We start from the raw sequence: 15,522 nt of genomic DNA on the forward strand, positions 1-15,522 counted from the left end.
GGCTCACTTCGCCACGCGGCAGAGGTACTCCGCGTGGGTGGGGCTGATGGGGTCGTGGGTGACGATCTCGAAGCCGGCCCGCTCGAGCAGGCCCTCCATGATCCAGGTGTACGTGGAGAACTCCTCGCGTACGTGTGCCTCGAAATCCGCCCTGGTGAACCCCTCGCCCTCGGCGCGCCCCGCGCTCTCGATCCAGTGACGCAGGTGGATGTCGGCGGCGTCAGGCGGGAAGCTGAAGATGACGTCCCGCAGGTGGAACGTGCCGCCAGGCCGGAGCATCGCGGCCGCGTTGCGCAGGGCCTGCTGCTTCCAAAAGTCCGGCAGCTGGTGGAGCGCGGATCCGGTGGTGACCACGTCGGCGGGGGCGTCGTGCGGGTGCGCGTAGTCGAGGAAGCCCGCCTGGTGCCAGTGGGGCTCGACCTCGAACCGCTCGGCACGCGCCTGGGCGTATTTCAGCATCTCCGCGGAGACGTCGACGCCGTGCGCCTCCGCCCCGCGCCGGGCCGCCTGCACGACGAGCGAGCCGGTTCCGCACGCCAGATCGACCAGGCGGGTGCCCTCCGTGACGCCCAGCCGGTCGAGCAGGGCGTCGTCGGCGGCGGGGTCGGTGCCCTGGTTCCTGTCGTACGCGGCGACGGCGTCCGGGCTGCCGAGATCGACGCCGACGGGTGCGTACTCGGGGAACCACCAGGCGGGGCGGGGGCGGCGAGTGTCATATCGTGGCATGTCTCTTATGTAGACAGCTGGACGATCCGATGGCAACGGCGCTCACGGGTCGGGGCTCACGGGTCGGGGCTTACGGGTCGGGGCTCACAGGTTGGGGCTCACAGGTCGGGGCTCAGGGGCGGTTTCGTGTGGCGGGCGGGAAGCCGCCACCATTGGTCGCCGACGACGGGGTGAACGGTATTCTTCACGTCTTTTCTCCCGATTCGCGTGGCGACGGCGATCTTGTCTTCCGTGTCGTACACGGTGCGGATGGTGGAGATCGACATTCCCGCCGCCTCGGCGAGCGCCCGCAGCCGGTACGGCTCCGGCCGTACGAATTCGCGTGCATATGCTGTGATAAGTCGTATTTGTCGTTGTATCTCGCGCCTCTGTGCGGCGAGTTCCCCGAGTCGCGCCAGCACCGGATCCTCGGCCGGCGATGCTCCTGCCGCCATCGTAAGCTCCCCGACCAGGGTGTTCCTCGCCTCGCTCGCGGCCGTCGCGCGTGCCGCATAGTCGGCGGGCTCCTCGTCCTCGCCCTTGACCGGCTCGGGGATCAGCACCTTCGCGAGTTCCTCGGTGATTTCCTTCATGCGTGGCATCCTGCGGCAGGTCGTGCGGAAAATGAAAAAACGTGCGGAACCTGCGGTATCGCTTGAGTGCCTTGACGTGCAACGTCCCCACATCCGCGTAGAAGAAATCTCTACCTCGGACTCGCACGTATGCCAATTTGAGGAGAAAAAGCGTCATTTCTCAGGCGAATCTTGTGTCACTCTCATGAATGACAGCGAGCGGCCTCTCTGTGCTCCCAGAAAGGCCGCTCTAGCGGTGTCAGTCCACATCTGTCAGGAAAGGAAACCGCTGTTATGAGATTAATCAGACGACGCCCTCAGCCGGAAGAGCCCGCTCCGGCCCGCGAGCCGGAGCGCATCCCGCAACGCTGGGTGCTGATCCTGATCACCGCCTTGCTGGGCGGGCTGACCGTCGGCGGCCTGTCCGGGTGGGCCGGGGCGGGGGTCGCCACGGCCGTCGGCCTCGTCGGGCTGCTGCACCGGATCATGAACTAGCCGCGTACGCCGCACAGCAGCCGGTTGTTGCCACGCTGCCACAGCGTGCCGATCTCCGTGAAGCCCGCCTCTTCGAGGGCCTTGACGTGATCCGACAGGAGGCGGGACTCCGAGCCGCGGTGGTCGGCCCCGGCGGTGGTGCGGGCCTCGTTGAGCTCGGCGAGGGCGGGGTCGGCCTCGATCGCGTCCCACCAGGCCCGCCATGCCTCCGGCCGGTTCTCGCCGAAGGTCCGTTCGGTCTCGCGCTCGTGCACGGCGTGCTCCAGGCGGGACAGCGCCGGCGTGGCGTCCTCGGTGTCCATGTGGTCGCCGTTGAGCAGCAGCCCGCCGGGACGCAGCACGGTCGCCAGTTCCGCGTAGACGTTCTTCAGCTCGGGGCCGGAGATCCAGTGCAGGGCCGTCGTGCTGACCGCGGCGTCGGCGGGTCCGTCGAGCTCGAGCAACTCCGTCCAGCCGGCCCTGCGCAAGTCCGCGGACACGAAGCGCAACCCCGGGTACGCGGCCCGTCCCAGCCCGATCAGCAGCGGATCGGCGTCGACGCAGACGACCCGGGCCTCGGGCAGCCGCTCCAGCAGCCGCGCCGACAACGAGCCGGGGCCGCAGCCGAGGTCGATGACCACCGGGTCGGGCCGCCCCAGGGCCTCCACGGCGTCGATCAGCACCGTGAACCGCTCCTCCCGGTCGGGAAGGTAGCCCTCCTGCTGGCGGTCCCAGCGCGCCATCCACTCCATGGCGGCATCGTGGGTGAGCATGAACGTCTCCTTGTGACCGTCGTCTAAGATTACAACGGTCACACGTTAACTCGCGAAGGTGTAACCGGTCAATTGGATTACAACAGTCACACGGACGGGGTGGTCCGGGTCACGGTGGCGCTCGTCAACGCCCTCACCCCCGGCGAACGACGAGGCCGCCCCTGCCCCGCTTCGGCCGATCCCGCGGCCGCCGCGGTCGAGGCCCTGCGTACGGTCTATCCGGCGTACCGCGAGGTCACCGCTGACGAGGGCGCCGAGCTGGCCGAGGTCGCGGCCCGCCTGCGCGAGGTCTTCGCCGCCGTCGCCGCGGACGACGCCGACACCGCGGCCACGCGGGTCAACACGCTGCTGGCGGAGACCGGCGCCCGGCCGGTGCTGGACAGGCACGACGGGGAGCCGTGGCACCTGCACTTCCACGGACACCGTGACACCCTGGCCGACGGCTGGGCGGCGAGCTGTGCCACGGGCCTGGCGATCGTGCTGGGCAGCGAGTTCGCCGACCGCCTCGGCGTCTGCACCGCGCCCCACTGCGACCGCGTCTATGTGGACGTGTCGCGCAACGGCACCCGCAGGTTCTGCTCCACCGCCTGCCAGAACCGCGTCAAGACGGCGGCCTTCAGGGCCAGGGGCAGATCGGGCTGAAGGGCGGCCCCCTGCTCCAGCTCCCCGGGGCGGCCGGGGAGCTGGAGCCCGTTCATCCGGAGGCCGGCCGTTCCGCCTCTTCGTGCGGCGCCGGATCGTGCGCCGCGAGACCGTCGAGGGCGCGCATGGCGGGCCTTCCTCAAATGAGGAGACGCTCGGCCCGCCGCGATGGTTCACGCGTTATGTCTCGCTTTTGAAACGTTCCCACGCCGACTGCCTGGTCATGCCGAGCGACGTGCCGATGCGTTCCCAGCTGACGTCCCTGGTGCGCAGGTGTGCCACCCAGTCGCGCAGGTTGTCGTCGACCTGTGCCTGCACGGCGACGATCTTGGGGAGATGGTCGAGGATCTGTTCGTCGGTCATGGACTCCCACAGGGGGAGTCGCGGCTCGGGTGACGGCTCGCGGCGGTCCTGCTCGATGATGTCGTTGCACAGGCCGACGCACTCGTCGCAGATGTGCACACCAGGTCCGGCGATGACCTTGCGCACGTCCGCGCTCTTCTTGTGGCAGAACGAGCAGCGGATCTTCTCTTTCCAGTCAGGCATGACCTGACAGTAGTTCGTCAGGCAACGCCTGACAAGCCTGACCGGCGATCCAGTTCGACCTGCGCCCGGATGATGGCCTGCCGCTCCTCGGTGATCTTGCCGCAGATCGCCACGTACGCGTCCAGCACCTTGGCGTACGACCGGCGCGCCTGGTCGAGTTGCTCGCGAAGGGCGCGAACGCGGTCGGCGTGGCCGTGCCGCTCCGCCTCGGCGAGCAGCGTGCGGGCCTCGTCCACGATGTCCGCCGCCCGCATCCTCGTGCGGCGGAGCAGGGCCGAGCATTCGTGCAGCTCTCCCAGCCGAGCCGAGGAGACGATGGACTCTGCGGCGTGCACGGCCGAACCGTCGCCCGTGCGCCTGCGGAGATCTGATGCCATGTCGCGCCACCTCCCGGTCAAGGATGCCTAACTGTAGACGCGCAACCCGGCCGAGAGGATCACTCGCGCCGCCGGGGGGTGCCTCAATGCTCCCCGCGGAGAGGTTTCTTCCTCCCGGAGGGAAAACCTCGTCCCTGAATACGATTCGGCGCGGGGAGAATGAGGCATTCGGCGGCCTTTGCCGGCACCAATTGGAGAAATGCCGCGAACCTCCGGTGTAAGCAAAAGACGGGGTTCAAGACCTCCGATCGCCCCCCGCGCGCAGGGCCGTTCGTCACATACTGAAACCGAACGGCGGCGCAACGTGAGGTAGTGGTGATGTCGGATACGGAGAACGGCGGCGACCCGGTCGACGTCAGCGTCGTCATCCCGGTGCACAACTGCCGGGCCTACCTCGACCGCTGCCTCACCGCGGCGCTCGTCCAGCGGGTGAAGAAGGAGTTGATCGTCGTCGACGACGGCTCCACCGACGGCAGCGGCGAGCTCCTCGACCTCTACGCCGCCTACCACCCGTCCAAGGTCAAGGTGGTCCACATCGAGGGCAGCGGCGGCGCGGGCCGGCCGCGCAACGTCGGGCTCGAGCACGCCACCGGCCGGTACGTCTTCTTCTGCGACGCCGACGACCACCTCGGACCCGAGGCGCTGGAACGCATGGTCGCCATGGCCGACAGGAACGACTCCGACATCGTGCTCGGCAAGATCGTGGGGCACGGCCGGAGGGCGCCCGTGTCGATGTTCCAGCAGAGCGCCGACCAGGTGGAGCTGGGCGACAGCTGCGTCTACAACAGCCTGTGCTGTTTCAAGCTCTTCAGAAGGGACATGCTCGATCGCCACCGGATCAGGTTCGGGGAGGGCATGCTCGTCGGCGAGGACATCCTCTTCACCGTCCACGCCTACTGCCACGCCGAGGTGATCTCCGTGGTGGCCGACTACGAGTGCTACCACCTGATGGCCAGGCCCGACGGCACCAGCATCATGCAGCAGGCGGGCAGCAGAGACCCGCTCGCCTGGCTGGCCATGATCAGGGAGCCGATGCGGATCATGACCGAGCACGTCGAGCCGGGTCCGCTCCGTGACCACCTGCTCCGCAGGCACTTCAGGCTCGACGTGTTCACCCAGCTCGGAGCCGTGTTCGTGGAGAGCGACGGCGTGCGCCGCAAGGACATCGCGCGCGAGGTGGCGGCGCTCTGCGACGAGTGGTACACGCCGGGCGTGCACGAGCGGCTCAACAGCATCGACCGGCAGCGGGCGACCGCGCTCGACGACATCGAGCGCCTCGTGCGCCTGGCCCGCATCGAGAGCGCCACCGTGCGGCGGCGGCTGACCGGGGTGTGCTGGGACGGCGACCACCTGGTGGTGACGGGCTCCGCCGGGCTGCACGGCATCGCCAGGGACCACGGTCTGGCCGTGGTGCTGCGCTCGCGGCACGACCCGGCCGCCGAGGTGGTCATCCCCGCCGAGCGCAAGGGCGGCGAGTTCACCGTGCGGGTGGACGTGTCCGCGCTCGCCTCCGGGATCTGGGACCTGCGGGTGGCGGTCGAGATCGAGGGGGCGCTGCGGTTCGGCCGGCTGGGTGCGGACCGCGAGATCGGCGTCAACCGGCCGATGCCCCGGATGATCGGCGGCGTCGTGGTCCTTCCCTACTTCACCAGGGACAACGGCAACCTCAGCATCGACGTCGGCGGCCACGTGGTCGTCGTGCCGGGCGGTGCGAGGCTCATCAGGACGCGGTGGGGTCTGGGGCAGCGGCTGCTCGTCGACGGCGAGATCAGCGTCGTCGACACCGCGCCCAGGGCGGCGGCGATCCGGCGGATCGTCTGGCGGGAGCGGCGCAGCGGGCGCGAGCGGGCCGAGCCGGTGACGGCGCTGCCCGGGGGCGGGTTCGCGGCCGGGCTGGCGGTGGGCCGGCTCGCTCCGGGCACCTGGGACGCGTACCTGGAGCTCGACCTGGGCGGGCCGGCCGCGCGGTTCAAGATCGAGGCGGGCGCGGGCACGGTCGTGGGACCGCGCAGGTGGTGGCGGGCGGCCCTGCTCAGGAGCGTGCGGCCGTACGCGACGCGGGGGCGGCTGAGCGCGGTGGTGCGGCGGTTGACGGCCCGGGCGGTCATCAGAAGAATCATCCGCTAATTGCCATCTATGTGCAGGTGCAAGACCATGTCCTAAAGTGGGAACGTTGGTCCGATCCCGCCTGGGAGGCAGTGCCGTGCACGTACCTGATGGCTTCTTCAACGCAGTGACGTCGATCTCGGCCGGAGTCGTCGCGGCCGCGGGGGTCGCGGTCTGCCTGCGGGGGGCACGGCGCGAGCTCGACGACAGGACCGCGCCCATGGCCGGGCTCGTCGCCGCGTTCGTCTTCGCCGTCCAGATGCTCAACTTCCCCGTCGCCGCGGGCACCAGCGGCCACCTGCTGGGCGGCGCGCTGGCAGCGATCCTCGTCGGGCCCTATACGGGCGTGTTGTGCATGGCCGTGGTCCTGCTCGTGCAGGGGGTGTTCTTCGCCGACGGAGGGCTGACGGCGCTCGGCGTCAACGTCACGCTCATGGGCCTCGTCACCGTGCTGGCCGGCTGGGGCGTCTTCAAACTGGTCACGGGGCTGGCCAGAGGCCAGGTGGTGGTGGCCGCGTTCCTGGCCGCGCTGGTCTCCGTGCCGGTCTCCGCGCTGGCGTTCACGCTGCTGTTCTGGATCGGCGGGACCGCGCCGATCGACGTGGGCACGGTGGCCGCCGCGATGGGCGGCGTGCACCTGCTGATCGGCATCGGCGAGGGCCTGATCACCGCCGCGACCGTCGGCGCCGTGCTCGCCGTGCGGCCCGACCTCGTGTACGGCGCCGGCGGCCTGGCCAAGCCGCTGGTCCTGCGCGGAGCCGACGGCGGTGACACCACCGTGGGCCAGCCCGAGCCGGCCGCGGCGGCCCCTGGCGCGCTCAGGCCGTTCCTGCTGGGCGGGGTCGGCGTGACGCTCGTGCTGGCCGGGCTCGTGTCGTTCTTCGCCTCCTCCTCGCCCGACGGGCTGGAGGCGGTCGCCGAGGACAAGGGCTTCATCGACCAGGCGGCCGACCACCTGTTCGGCTCGTGGGCGCTGGCCGACTACGGTGAGGTGGGCGGCATCCCCGTCGGCGTCGCCGGCGTCATCGGCGTCGGCCTGGTGCTGGTGCTCACCGGGGCGGTGGCCTACGCGGCGCGGAGCCGTAACCAGGTCAAGGTGTGACACATGGGTGCCGGGCATCATCACCAGCTCTATCTGCCAGGTGGCTCGGCGGTGCACCGGCTGCCGCCGCAGTGCAAGCTGCTGGCGGTCCTCGCCTTCGCCCTCGTCGTGGTGGCCACGCCGCGCGAGCGGTTCTGGGCCTTCGCCGCCTACGCGGCGCTGCTCGGCGGTGTCGCGCTGGCCGCGCGGGTGCCGGTGGCGCACCTGGCGCGGCGGATGGTGATCGAGGTGCCCTTCGTGCTGTTCGCCCTCCTCATTCCGGTCATCGGGCTGGGCGAGCGGATCACCGTGCTGGGGCTCTCGCTGAGCGTGCCCGGGCTCTGGGCGGCCTGGAACATCCTGGCCAAGGCGACGCTCGGCGTGGCCGCCTCGGTCCTGCTGGCGGCCACCACCGAGCCGCGGGAGGTGCTGATCGGGGCGCAGCGGCTCAGGTTGCCGAGCCTGCTGGTGCAGATCGCCATGTTCATGCTGAGATACCTGGACGTGATCATGGATGAGATGCGGCGGATGCGGGTGGCGCGGGAGTCTCGCGGGTTTGAGGCGCGAAATATCCGGCAGATCCCGGTGGTCGCCCGATCTGCCGGGGCGCTGTTCATCCGGTCGTACGAACGGGGGGAGCGGGTGCATCTCGCGATGCTCAGTCGGGGATACTCGGGGCGGATGCCGATGATTCGTGATATTTCGGCATCTGTAGGCCAGTGGGGCGCGGCACTCGCCCTGCCCGCCGCGGCCCTCGCAGTGTTGGGACTGTCCTTGTGAACTCTCTGGAAGTCAGGCAACTCGCCTATGCCTACCCCGACGGCACACAGGCGTTGTTCGGCGTCGACCTGTCGATCGCCCGCGGCGAGCGGGTGGCCCTGCTCGGCCCGAACGGCGCCGGCAAGACCACGCTCGTCATGCACCTCAACGGCATTCTCGCCGCCGGTCACGGCAGCGTCACCGTGGCGGGCACCCCCGTACGCAAAGACACCCTCGCCGAGGTCAGGCAGCGCGTCGGCCTGGTCTTCCAGGACCCGGACGACCAGCTCTTCATGCCCACGGTCAGGGACGACGTGGCCTTCGGCCCGGCGAACGCGGGCCTGCGGGGCGAAGACCTCGACCGCGTGGTCAAGGACGCGCTGGAGCGGGTCGGCATGCTGGACGCCGCCGACCGGCCGCCGCACCACCTGTCGTTCGGGCAACGACGCCGGGTGGCGGTCGCGACGGTGCTCGCCATGGAGCCGGAGATCCTCGTGCTCGACGAGCCCTCGTCCAACCTCGACCCGGCCGCCCGCAGGGAGCTGGCGGAGATCCTGCGCTCCCTGGACGTGACGGTGCTCATGGTCACGCACGACCTGCCGTACGCGCTGGAGTTGTGCGAGCGCGCGCTCATCCTCTCCGACGGGGTGATCGCCGCCGACGGTCCCACGCGTACGCTGCTCTCCGACGCCGAACTGCTGGCCAGGCACCGCCTGGAGCTCCCGTACGGCTTCGCCGTCCCTGTTGTGTGAGCTGGTTTGACGGTCGAAGCCCGTCTGTATCCGGCTCTTCGTAGTTTGTGCATGCCCGGTCTCCGGGGATGTCGAAGTACAGTGGCTCATCGAGGAGGGGCCAAATGAAGCTGCGGCTTGCACGACACGCCCTGGGCGATGCCGTGGTGGTGGCCGTTGAGGGTGAGCTCGACTTGTTCACCGCGCCGTTTCTGCGCGATGAGGTGCGTGACGCCATCAAACAGGACGGCGCCAGGCTCGTGCTCGACCTGCAGCAGCTGTCGTTCATGGATTCGAGCGGCCTGTCGGTGCTGATCGAGGCATGGCGGCTGGCGACGGGGGAGGGCGGTGGCGTGTCCCTTGCGGCGCCGCAGGCGCCGGTGGCGCGCATCCTCCGCACGACCGGCCTCGACCGGCGGATCAAGGTGTACGCCGACGTCGACACGGCTGTGGGAGCAATTTAGCGGCCCCGAGTAGAACTTCATTCGGTCGGCGCGTTAGGGTCCGGGATATGGACGTGAACGGATCTGCAGCAATCATCTCCGGCGGCGCCAGCGGCCTCGGCGAGGCCACCGCCCGCGAGCTGGCCCGGGCCGGCGCGACCGTGGTGGTCGCCGACCTCAACGAGGAGCGCGGCAAGGCCGTCGCCGACGAGATCGGCGGCGTCTTCGCCAGGACCGACGTGTCGGACGACGCCCAGGTGCAGGCGGCCGTGGACGCCGCCGTGGCGACCGGCAAGCCGCTGCGCGTCATCGTCAACAGCGCCGGCATCGGCTGGGCGGAGCGCACGGTCAACCGCGAAGGCAACCCGCACAACCCGGCCTCCTACCGCAAGGTCATCGAGGTCAACCTGATCGGCACGTTCAACCTCATGCGCATCGGCGCCGCCGCCGTCGCCAGGACCGAGCCGGCCGACGCCGACGGGCAGCGCGGCGTGGTGATCAACACGGCCTCCGTGGCGGCGCTTGAGGGGCAGACCGGGCAGCTGGCGTACTCCGCTTCCAAGGGCGGCATCGTGGGCATGACGGTGCCCGCCGCGCGCGACCTGGCCGCGATCGGCGTACGCGTCAACACGATCTGCCCCGGCATCATCGACACGCCCATCTACGGCTTCAACGACAACGCCGAGGCGTTCAAGGCCAAGCTGGTGGCGCCGGTGGTGTTCCCCAAGCGCATGGGCCAGGCCGGCGAGTTCGCGCACCTCGTGCGGTCGCTGATCGAGAACGACTACATGAACGCCGAGGTCATCCGCTTCGACGGCGGCATCCGCTTCCAGCCCAAGTAACCCCGTCGGAAGGGTTGTCATGTCTGACGAAGTGCTCGTCGAGGAGTCCGGGAACGTCGCGATCCTCACGATCAACCGGCCGAAGGCGCGCAACGCCGTCAACGGGGCGGTGGCGCGGGGGATCGCGGCCGCCCTGGACGAGCTGGACGCCCGTCCTGAAATTTCGGCGTACGTGCTGACCGGTGCCGGTGGCACCTTCTGCGCGGGGATGGACCTGAAGGGGTTCCTGTCCGGCGACTTCCCCGTGGTGGAAGGGCGCGGGTTCGGCGGGCTGACCGAGTCGCCGCCGAAGAAGCCGCTGGTGGCCGCGGTCGAGGGCTACGCGCTCGCGGGCGGGTTCGAGATGGCGCTGGCGTGCGACGTCATCGTGGCGTCGTCGGCGGCCACGTTCGGGCTGCCCGAGCCCAAGCGCGGGCTGGTCGCCGGCGCGGGCGGCATCATGCGCCTGCCCCGCAGGATCCCCTACCACGTGGCCATGGAGATCGCCCTGACCGGCGACCACTACCCGGCCTCCCGCCTGTACGAGCTCGGCCTGGTCAACCGCGTCACCGAGCCCGGCGCGGCGCTGGAGGGCGCACTCGAACTCGCCGGCAAGATCGCCGGCAACGCCCCGCTGGCACTCACCGCGACCAAGCAGGTGATCATCGAGTCGCAGGACTGGCCGCGCGAGGAGATGTTCAAGAAGCAGGGCGCGATCATCAACCCGGTGTTCGGCTCGAAGGACGCCATGGAGGGCGCCGCCGCCTTCGCGGAGAAGCGCGCGCCCCAGTGGAAGGGCGAATAGCCGCGCCCCTCCCGCGCCCCTCCCGCGCCCAGGGGACGGGAGGGGCCTCTTCAACGCGCGCGTAGCTCTTCCTGGTTACGGTAAAGAAAGAGGGCAACGACTCCGGGAGAGACGCATGAGCGACTATTCGGGTTCACGGTTCGATTCGGCCAGACGCGGCGCCGGCGCTCTCCTGTCCGGGGCGCTGAGCATGCTGATCGTCATGGTCGCCCTGCTCGCCGCGATGTGGATCCTCGAGGGCGTCGACGTCGTCCTCAACGGCTCGCTCGACCAGTACGGCATCGTCGGCTGGGACCCTGACGGCCTGGTCGGCATCCTGCTCGCGCCGTTCCTGCACGGCGGCTTCGGCCACCTCATGGCCAACTCGCTGCCCCTGCTGATCCTCGGTTTCCTGGCCGGGCTGCGGAACGTCGGGAAGTTCCTCTGGGCCAGCCTGATCATCATCCTGATCGGCGGCCTGGGCACCTGGGTGACCAGCCCCGGCGTGGTCACGATCGGGGCCAGCGGCCTGGTGTTCGGCTATTTCGGCTTCATCCTGGCGCGCGGCGTGTTCGACCGCAGGCTGCTCGACCTCGCCATCGCGATCGGCGTGGGCGTCGCCTACTGGGGCATCCTGGCCGGCCTGCTGCCCAACCAGCCGGGCATCTCCTGGCAGGGCCACCTGTTCGGGCTGATCGGCGGTGTGGTGGCCGCCTGGGTGCTGCGCCGCAAGCGCGAGATCACCGCGAGCCCTTACTGACGCGACCGCCCTCCCGCCCGGGCGAGCAGGGCAGGAGGGCGGTCGCGGCGCGGGTTAGAGGCGCTCGACGACGTGGTCGACGCAGACCGTCAGCGCCTCGATGTCGGCCGGGTCGATGGCCGGGAACATCGCGATGCGCAGCTGGTTGCGGCCGAGCTTGCGGTAGGGCTCGGTGTCGACGATGCCGTTGGCGCGTAGCACCTTGGCCACGGCGGCGGCGTCGACGTCGTCGGAGAAGTCGATCGTGCCGACCACCTGCGAGCGGAACTCGGGAGCGGCGAACGGCGTGGCGTAGGACGACTTCTCCGCCCACGTGTAGAGACGCGAGCTGGACTCGGCCGTCCGGGCGGTGGTCCAGGCCAGGCCGCCGTTGCCGTTCATCCAGTCGAGCTGCTCGGCCAGCAGGAACAGCGTGGCCACGGCCGGGGTGTTGTAGGTCTGGTCTTTCGCGGAGTTGTCGATCGCGACCGGCAGGCTGAAGAACTCCGGCACGTAGCGGCCGGAGGCGGCGATCTCCTCGACCCTGGCCAGGGCGCGCGGCGACATGATCGCGATCCACAGGCCGCCGTCGGAGGCGAAGCTCTTCTGCGGCGCGAAGTAGTAGATGTCGGTCTCGGCGAGGTCGACGGGCAGGCCGCCGGCGCCCGAGGTGGCGTCGACCAGCACCAGCGCGTCGCCGGAGCCCACGCGCTCGATCGGCATCGCGACGCCGGTCGAGGTCTCGTTGTGGGTGAGCGCGTAGGCGTCGACGCCGTCCTCGGCGACCGCGGCGGGGTGGGAGCCGACCTCGGAGGTGATGACGCTCGGCTCGCCCAGCCAGGGAGCCTTCTTCGTGACGGCGGCGAACTTCGAGGAGAACTCACCGAACGACAGGTGTTGTGACCGGTCACGGATCAGCCCGAAGGCGGCGATGTCCCAGAACGCGGTGGTGCCGCCGTTGCCGAGGACGACCTGGTAGCCCTCGGGCAGCGAGAACAGGTCGGCGAGCCCGGAGCGCACGCGGCCGACGAGGCCCTTGACCGGCTTCTGGCGGTGGGAGGTGCCCATGAGGCTCGCGCCGGAGGCGGCGAGCGCGGCCAGCTGCTCGGTGCGAACCTTCGATGGCCCGCAGCCGAAGCGGCCGTCGGCGGGCTTGATGTCAGCGGGAATCACGATGTCAGCCACGTAGTGGAGCCTACCGAGCGCCGGAGAATGCCCTGGACCGGGGCCCGGATAGTGAGACATGATGAACCCCCCTCATTGATCGTTCGTTAGCTGAGCACGACGGCGGCACCGGCTGGAGGAGCGCCCAGATGGCCGATCTGCGCAGTGTCATCGAGAGGTTGATCCGCCGGCGTGCGCTCCTGCGCGCCGATCCGCCCCTGCCGACCGTGCTGGTGGTCGGTGAGCAGGCGCTCGCGGCGGTCGACCGGCTCGCCAAGCCGTTCGAGACCGCCGTCCCCTACGCCCGCGTCACGGACGGCGCGCACGAGTCGGTGCTCGACCTGGTGAGCTCGCTGGCGGGCGACGAGGACCACACCGGCAAGGCCCGCACTGACCGTGGCCGCCTGGGCAAGCCGGTGGGCGGGTCGCTGCTGCCGCCGCCGCGTTTCCCGCTCGCGCAGTTCGTGTTGTGGGCACGGGACAGGCCGGACGGCCGCGTCCCCGATCCGCAGTCGCACACCGACTACCAGGCCTACAAGAAGCGCCTGAAGGACTGGCGGCGCGGCATGGCGGGTGGTGGCGGCGACGACGTCAAGACGTCGGCCGACTTCCTGGCGCGCGCCGCCACGACCTGGGTGCCGGTGGGCACCCTGGCCGTCTGGTGGGCCGGTGGCGCGGCCGACCTGGTCGGGGTCATCCCCTGGCTGCTCGGCCTCCTGGTGGCCCTGGGCGGCACCGCGGCACAGGGCATGTTGTCGATCAGAGGCTCGCTCTTCACCGGCTGGTTCAGCAGCGAGCCGAGCCTGAAGAGGCGGCGGTTCGAGCGGCTGCCCCAATACGCGTTGCGCCTGGCGGCCGCGCCGGACGACGACATCGAGGAGCTGCTGGTCCACGCCCTGATGCAGGACCTGCACGAGGCGTACAAGAAGTGGATCATTCCGTGGCCGAGCTGGGGGAGGGGCCAGTACTGCCTCCTGGTCCTCCAGATCACCGATCCCGGCGGCGCCAACGCGCGGTTCCTGCGGCTGATGGAGGAGATCACCAAGAAGACCGGCCTGTTCGTGCCGATGCTCGTGCTGGCGGCCGTGCCCGGCGGCGCGCCCCCGGCGCAGGCGGCGCCGAAGCCGCTGCGCGACCTGGAGAAGGCGGTCGCGCAGTGGCGTAACGCGGCCAGGCTGGGCGTTCCCGAGCTGCGGCTGACCGTCGAGGCGACGGCCGTGCCCGCGGAGCCGCAGGACGATCCGTCGCCGCCGCGCCGCAGGCGGGCCATGGCCTACTGGACGGTGATGGCGCTGCTGGTGGTCGTTCCGCTCTCGCTCGTCTATGTGATCCAGCGCGACAGGGAAGGGCACTGCGGCGGCCTGCCGTGGGTCGAGCGGATCGAGGAGGAATGCGTCGGCATCGTCAACGCGACGAGGGAAACGCCCGAGACCCTGTTCAACGGCGACGTGAAAACGCTGGTCAAGAAGATCGACGAGAACAACCGCTACGCGATCGACTCCGGCCGGTACATCAGCGTGGTCCTGTTCGGGGAGTTCTCGATCAAGAAGACGGCGCAGGACGACACCCGGCTCGCCGCCGCGGTCTCCGAGCTCACCGCGGTCGAGGAATATCAGCGTACGGTCACCAGCACCCCCCGGTTACACGTGCTGATCGCGAACGCGGGCGACAACTTCGACCACGGGCGCAGGACGGCCCAGCTCATCATCGACATGGCCGCGCAGGACCGGCACGTGATGGGGGTGGTGGGACTGCCGCGCAGCGTGGCCGGTATCAGCGAGGCGATCAGGGAGCTGCACCTGGCGAAGATCCCGATGGTGTCGAGCACGGCGACGGCGGACCGGTTCGGCTACATCAGTAACCCCGGGCTGCCCGACCAGCCGGGCGAGCCCTCCCCCTACTACTTCCAGGTGGGGCCGACCAACGTCCGCCAGGCGGCGTTGGGCGCCCGGTTCGCCCGGCGGACCCTCCTGAAGGGCGTGGACGAACCGGCCGCGGTCATCGTCGAGGACCGCTCGCAGGGTGACGTGTACACCCTGAACCTGGCGGACGACTTCGAGAAGGCCCTGACGGACGAGGGCGCCGACGTGGAGCGGATCTCGTACACGGTCCAGCAGGGCGGCATCTCCTCGGCGGCGGGGAAGGCGTGCGCGCTCGACCCCGACGTCCTCGTCTACGCCGGGCGGGCGTCCGAGTTCCGCGCCTTCCTGACGGCGGTCGAGGGCAACGCCTGCGGCGAGGTGAAGGTGATCGCGGGCGACGACGTCGTCAAGGTGGTGTCCGACCACGGCGACGAGATCGCGAACACGAAGCAGGCCGAGGTCTACTACCTGGCGCTGGCGCACAGGGCGTTGTGGCCGCGCTCGTCGGCCACCGCGTTCGTCAGCAAGCTGCAGGACAAGGGGCACCCGACGGCCTCCGACGACAACCTCATCCTCACCTACGACGCCGCCGACGTGGTCTACCGCGCCGCCAACGCCGCCTACCAGGCGGCCGGCATGGCGGGAGGGGAGGGGGACGTGCAGTTGCCGAGCCGGGGCGACATCCTCTACCGGCTGGCCAGGACGTCGGGGAACGCCTCCTGGGCCGGATCGGGCGGGGTGGTGGGATTCGACCTCACGGAGCGGCACACGCCCATCGACAAGGCCATCGCGATCATGAAGGTGGAGAAGTCGGAATGGGGCTACAGCCGCCCCGTGAAGCGCTGCGGTCGGCTGGACACGAACGAACCGCCCACGAAGGACCCCTTGTGCGTGGACCTGCCGGACAAGTGACCTGAAGTACGGCTGCCGCAGTCCGCGCGGC

17 protein-coding genes are annotated in these 15,522 nt (G+C 70.0%); 11 read left to right on the forward strand and 6 right to left on the reverse strand.

Annotated features, from left to right (window positions below; genetic code table 11):
• Positions 1 to 3: 3 nt before the first annotated feature.
• Together ABGB01_RS37180 and ABGB01_RS37185 are read right to left on the reverse strand one after the other, a co-directional pair.
• Positions 4 to 726, reverse strand: a complete 723-nt coding sequence (locus ABGB01_RS37180; RefSeq protein WP_347778263.1) for a class I SAM-dependent methyltransferase — start codon at positions 724 to 726, stop codon at positions 4 to 6.
• A gap of 98 nt (positions 727 to 824) precedes the next feature.
• Complete coding sequence (locus ABGB01_RS37185) at positions 825 to 1,298, reverse strand: hypothetical protein (RefSeq protein WP_347778264.1); 474 nt, start codon at positions 1,296 to 1,298, stop codon at positions 825 to 827.
• Positions 1,299 to 1,571: 273 nt separating this feature from the next.
• Between ABGB01_RS37185 and ABGB01_RS37190 the strand changes: the two genes are divergently transcribed.
• Positions 1,572 to 1,772 (forward strand): hypothetical protein, encoded by a 201-nt coding sequence (locus ABGB01_RS37190; RefSeq protein WP_347778265.1) that lies wholly within the window; start codon positions 1,572 to 1,574, stop codon positions 1,770 to 1,772.
• Here the strand turns inward: ABGB01_RS37190 and ABGB01_RS37195 are convergent.
• On the reverse strand, positions 1,769 to 2,524 hold the full coding sequence (locus tag ABGB01_RS37195) for a class I SAM-dependent methyltransferase (protein WP_347778266.1): 756 nt from the start codon (positions 2,522 to 2,524) through the stop codon (positions 1,769 to 1,771). The two genes, ABGB01_RS37190 and ABGB01_RS37195, sit on opposite strands and share 4 nt — an antisense overlap.
• 72 nt (positions 2,525 to 2,596) lie before the next feature.
• Here ABGB01_RS37195 and ABGB01_RS37200 point away from each other — a divergent pair, with 72 nt between their 5' ends.
• Positions 2,597 to 3,166, forward strand: coding sequence for a CGNR zinc finger domain-containing protein (locus ABGB01_RS37200; RefSeq protein WP_347778267.1), 570 nt, complete (start codon positions 2,597 to 2,599; stop codon positions 3,164 to 3,166).
• Between the two features lie 180 nt (positions 3,167 to 3,346).
• Here the strand turns inward: ABGB01_RS37200 and ABGB01_RS37205 are convergent, their stop codons facing one another.
• Positions 3,347 to 3,712 carry a ClpX C4-type zinc finger protein gene (locus ABGB01_RS37205; protein ID WP_347778268.1) on the reverse strand — a complete coding sequence of 122 codons (366 nt, stop codon included), beginning with the start codon at positions 3,710 to 3,712 and terminating at the stop codon, positions 3,347 to 3,349.
• 17 nt (positions 3,713 to 3,729) lie between these two features.
• Positions 3,730 to 4,089, reverse strand: coding sequence for a hypothetical protein (locus ABGB01_RS37210; RefSeq protein ID WP_347778269.1), 360 nt, complete (start codon positions 4,087 to 4,089; stop codon positions 3,730 to 3,732).
• Between the two features lie 318 nt (positions 4,090 to 4,407).
• Here ABGB01_RS37210 and ABGB01_RS37215 point away from each other — a divergent pair, with 318 nt between their 5' ends.
• The 8 genes from ABGB01_RS37215 (at position 4,408) to ABGB01_RS37250 (ending at position 11,574) form a co-directional block, all read left to right on the forward strand.
• A complete protein-coding gene (locus ABGB01_RS37215) occupies positions 4,408 to 6,216 on the forward strand; it encodes a glycosyltransferase family 2 protein (RefSeq protein WP_347778270.1) in 1,809 nt (602 codons plus the stop codon).
• Positions 6,217 to 6,292: 76 nt separating this feature from the next.
• Positions 6,293 to 7,297: an energy-coupling factor ABC transporter permease gene (locus tag ABGB01_RS37220; protein WP_347778271.1), complete on the forward strand. Its 1,005-nt coding sequence runs from the start codon at positions 6,293 to 6,295 to the stop codon at positions 7,295 to 7,297.
• 3 nt (positions 7,298 to 7,300) lie between these two features.
• Complete coding sequence (gene cbiQ, locus ABGB01_RS37225) at positions 7,301 to 8,056, forward strand: cobalt ECF transporter T component CbiQ (protein ID WP_347778272.1); 756 nt, start codon at positions 7,301 to 7,303, stop codon at positions 8,054 to 8,056.
• On the forward strand, positions 8,053 to 8,787 hold the full coding sequence (locus tag ABGB01_RS37230; RefSeq protein WP_347778273.1) for an ABC transporter ATP-binding protein: 735 nt from the start codon (positions 8,053 to 8,055) through the stop codon (positions 8,785 to 8,787). The genes cbiQ and ABGB01_RS37230 overlap by 4 nt, the downstream gene beginning before the upstream one ends.
• 104 nt (positions 8,788 to 8,891) lie before the next feature.
• Positions 8,892 to 9,230 carry an STAS domain-containing protein gene (locus ABGB01_RS37235; RefSeq protein WP_347616849.1) on the forward strand — a complete coding sequence of 113 codons (339 nt, stop codon included), beginning with the start codon at positions 8,892 to 8,894 and terminating at the stop codon, positions 9,228 to 9,230.
• Between the two features lie 47 nt (positions 9,231 to 9,277).
• On the forward strand, positions 9,278 to 10,051 hold the full coding sequence (locus tag ABGB01_RS37240) for an SDR family NAD(P)-dependent oxidoreductase (RefSeq protein WP_347778274.1): 774 nt from the start codon (positions 9,278 to 9,280) through the stop codon (positions 10,049 to 10,051).
• Positions 10,052 to 10,070: 19 nt separating this feature from the next.
• The gene (locus ABGB01_RS37245) at positions 10,071 to 10,835 is read left to right on the forward strand and encodes a crotonase/enoyl-CoA hydratase family protein (RefSeq protein ID WP_347778275.1); all 765 of its coding nucleotides are present in this window, start codon (positions 10,071 to 10,073) and stop codon (positions 10,833 to 10,835) included.
• Between the two features lie 115 nt (positions 10,836 to 10,950).
• Positions 10,951 to 11,574: a rhomboid family intramembrane serine protease gene (locus tag ABGB01_RS37250; protein WP_347778276.1), complete on the forward strand. Its 624-nt coding sequence runs from the start codon at positions 10,951 to 10,953 to the stop codon at positions 11,572 to 11,574.
• Positions 11,575 to 11,628: 54 nt separating this feature from the next.
• On the opposite strand, the gene serC is transcribed toward ABGB01_RS37250, so the two are convergent.
• Positions 11,629 to 12,738, reverse strand: a complete 1,110-nt coding sequence (serC, locus tag ABGB01_RS37255) for a phosphoserine transaminase (protein WP_347778277.1) — start codon at positions 12,736 to 12,738, stop codon at positions 11,629 to 11,631.
• Positions 12,739 to 12,866: 128 nt separating this feature from the next.
• Here serC and ABGB01_RS37260 point away from each other — a divergent pair, with 128 nt between their 5' ends.
• Positions 12,867 to 15,491, forward strand: coding sequence for a hypothetical protein (locus tag ABGB01_RS37260; RefSeq protein ID WP_347778278.1), 2,625 nt, complete (start codon positions 12,867 to 12,869; stop codon positions 15,489 to 15,491).
• Positions 15,492 to 15,522 lie beyond the last annotated feature (31 nt).

Origin of the sequence: Nonomuraea sp. B5E05, assembly GCF_039880665.1 — a bacterium.
In the GTDB taxonomy this organism is placed as follows: Bacteria; Actinomycetota; Actinomycetes; order Streptosporangiales; family Streptosporangiaceae; genus Nonomuraea.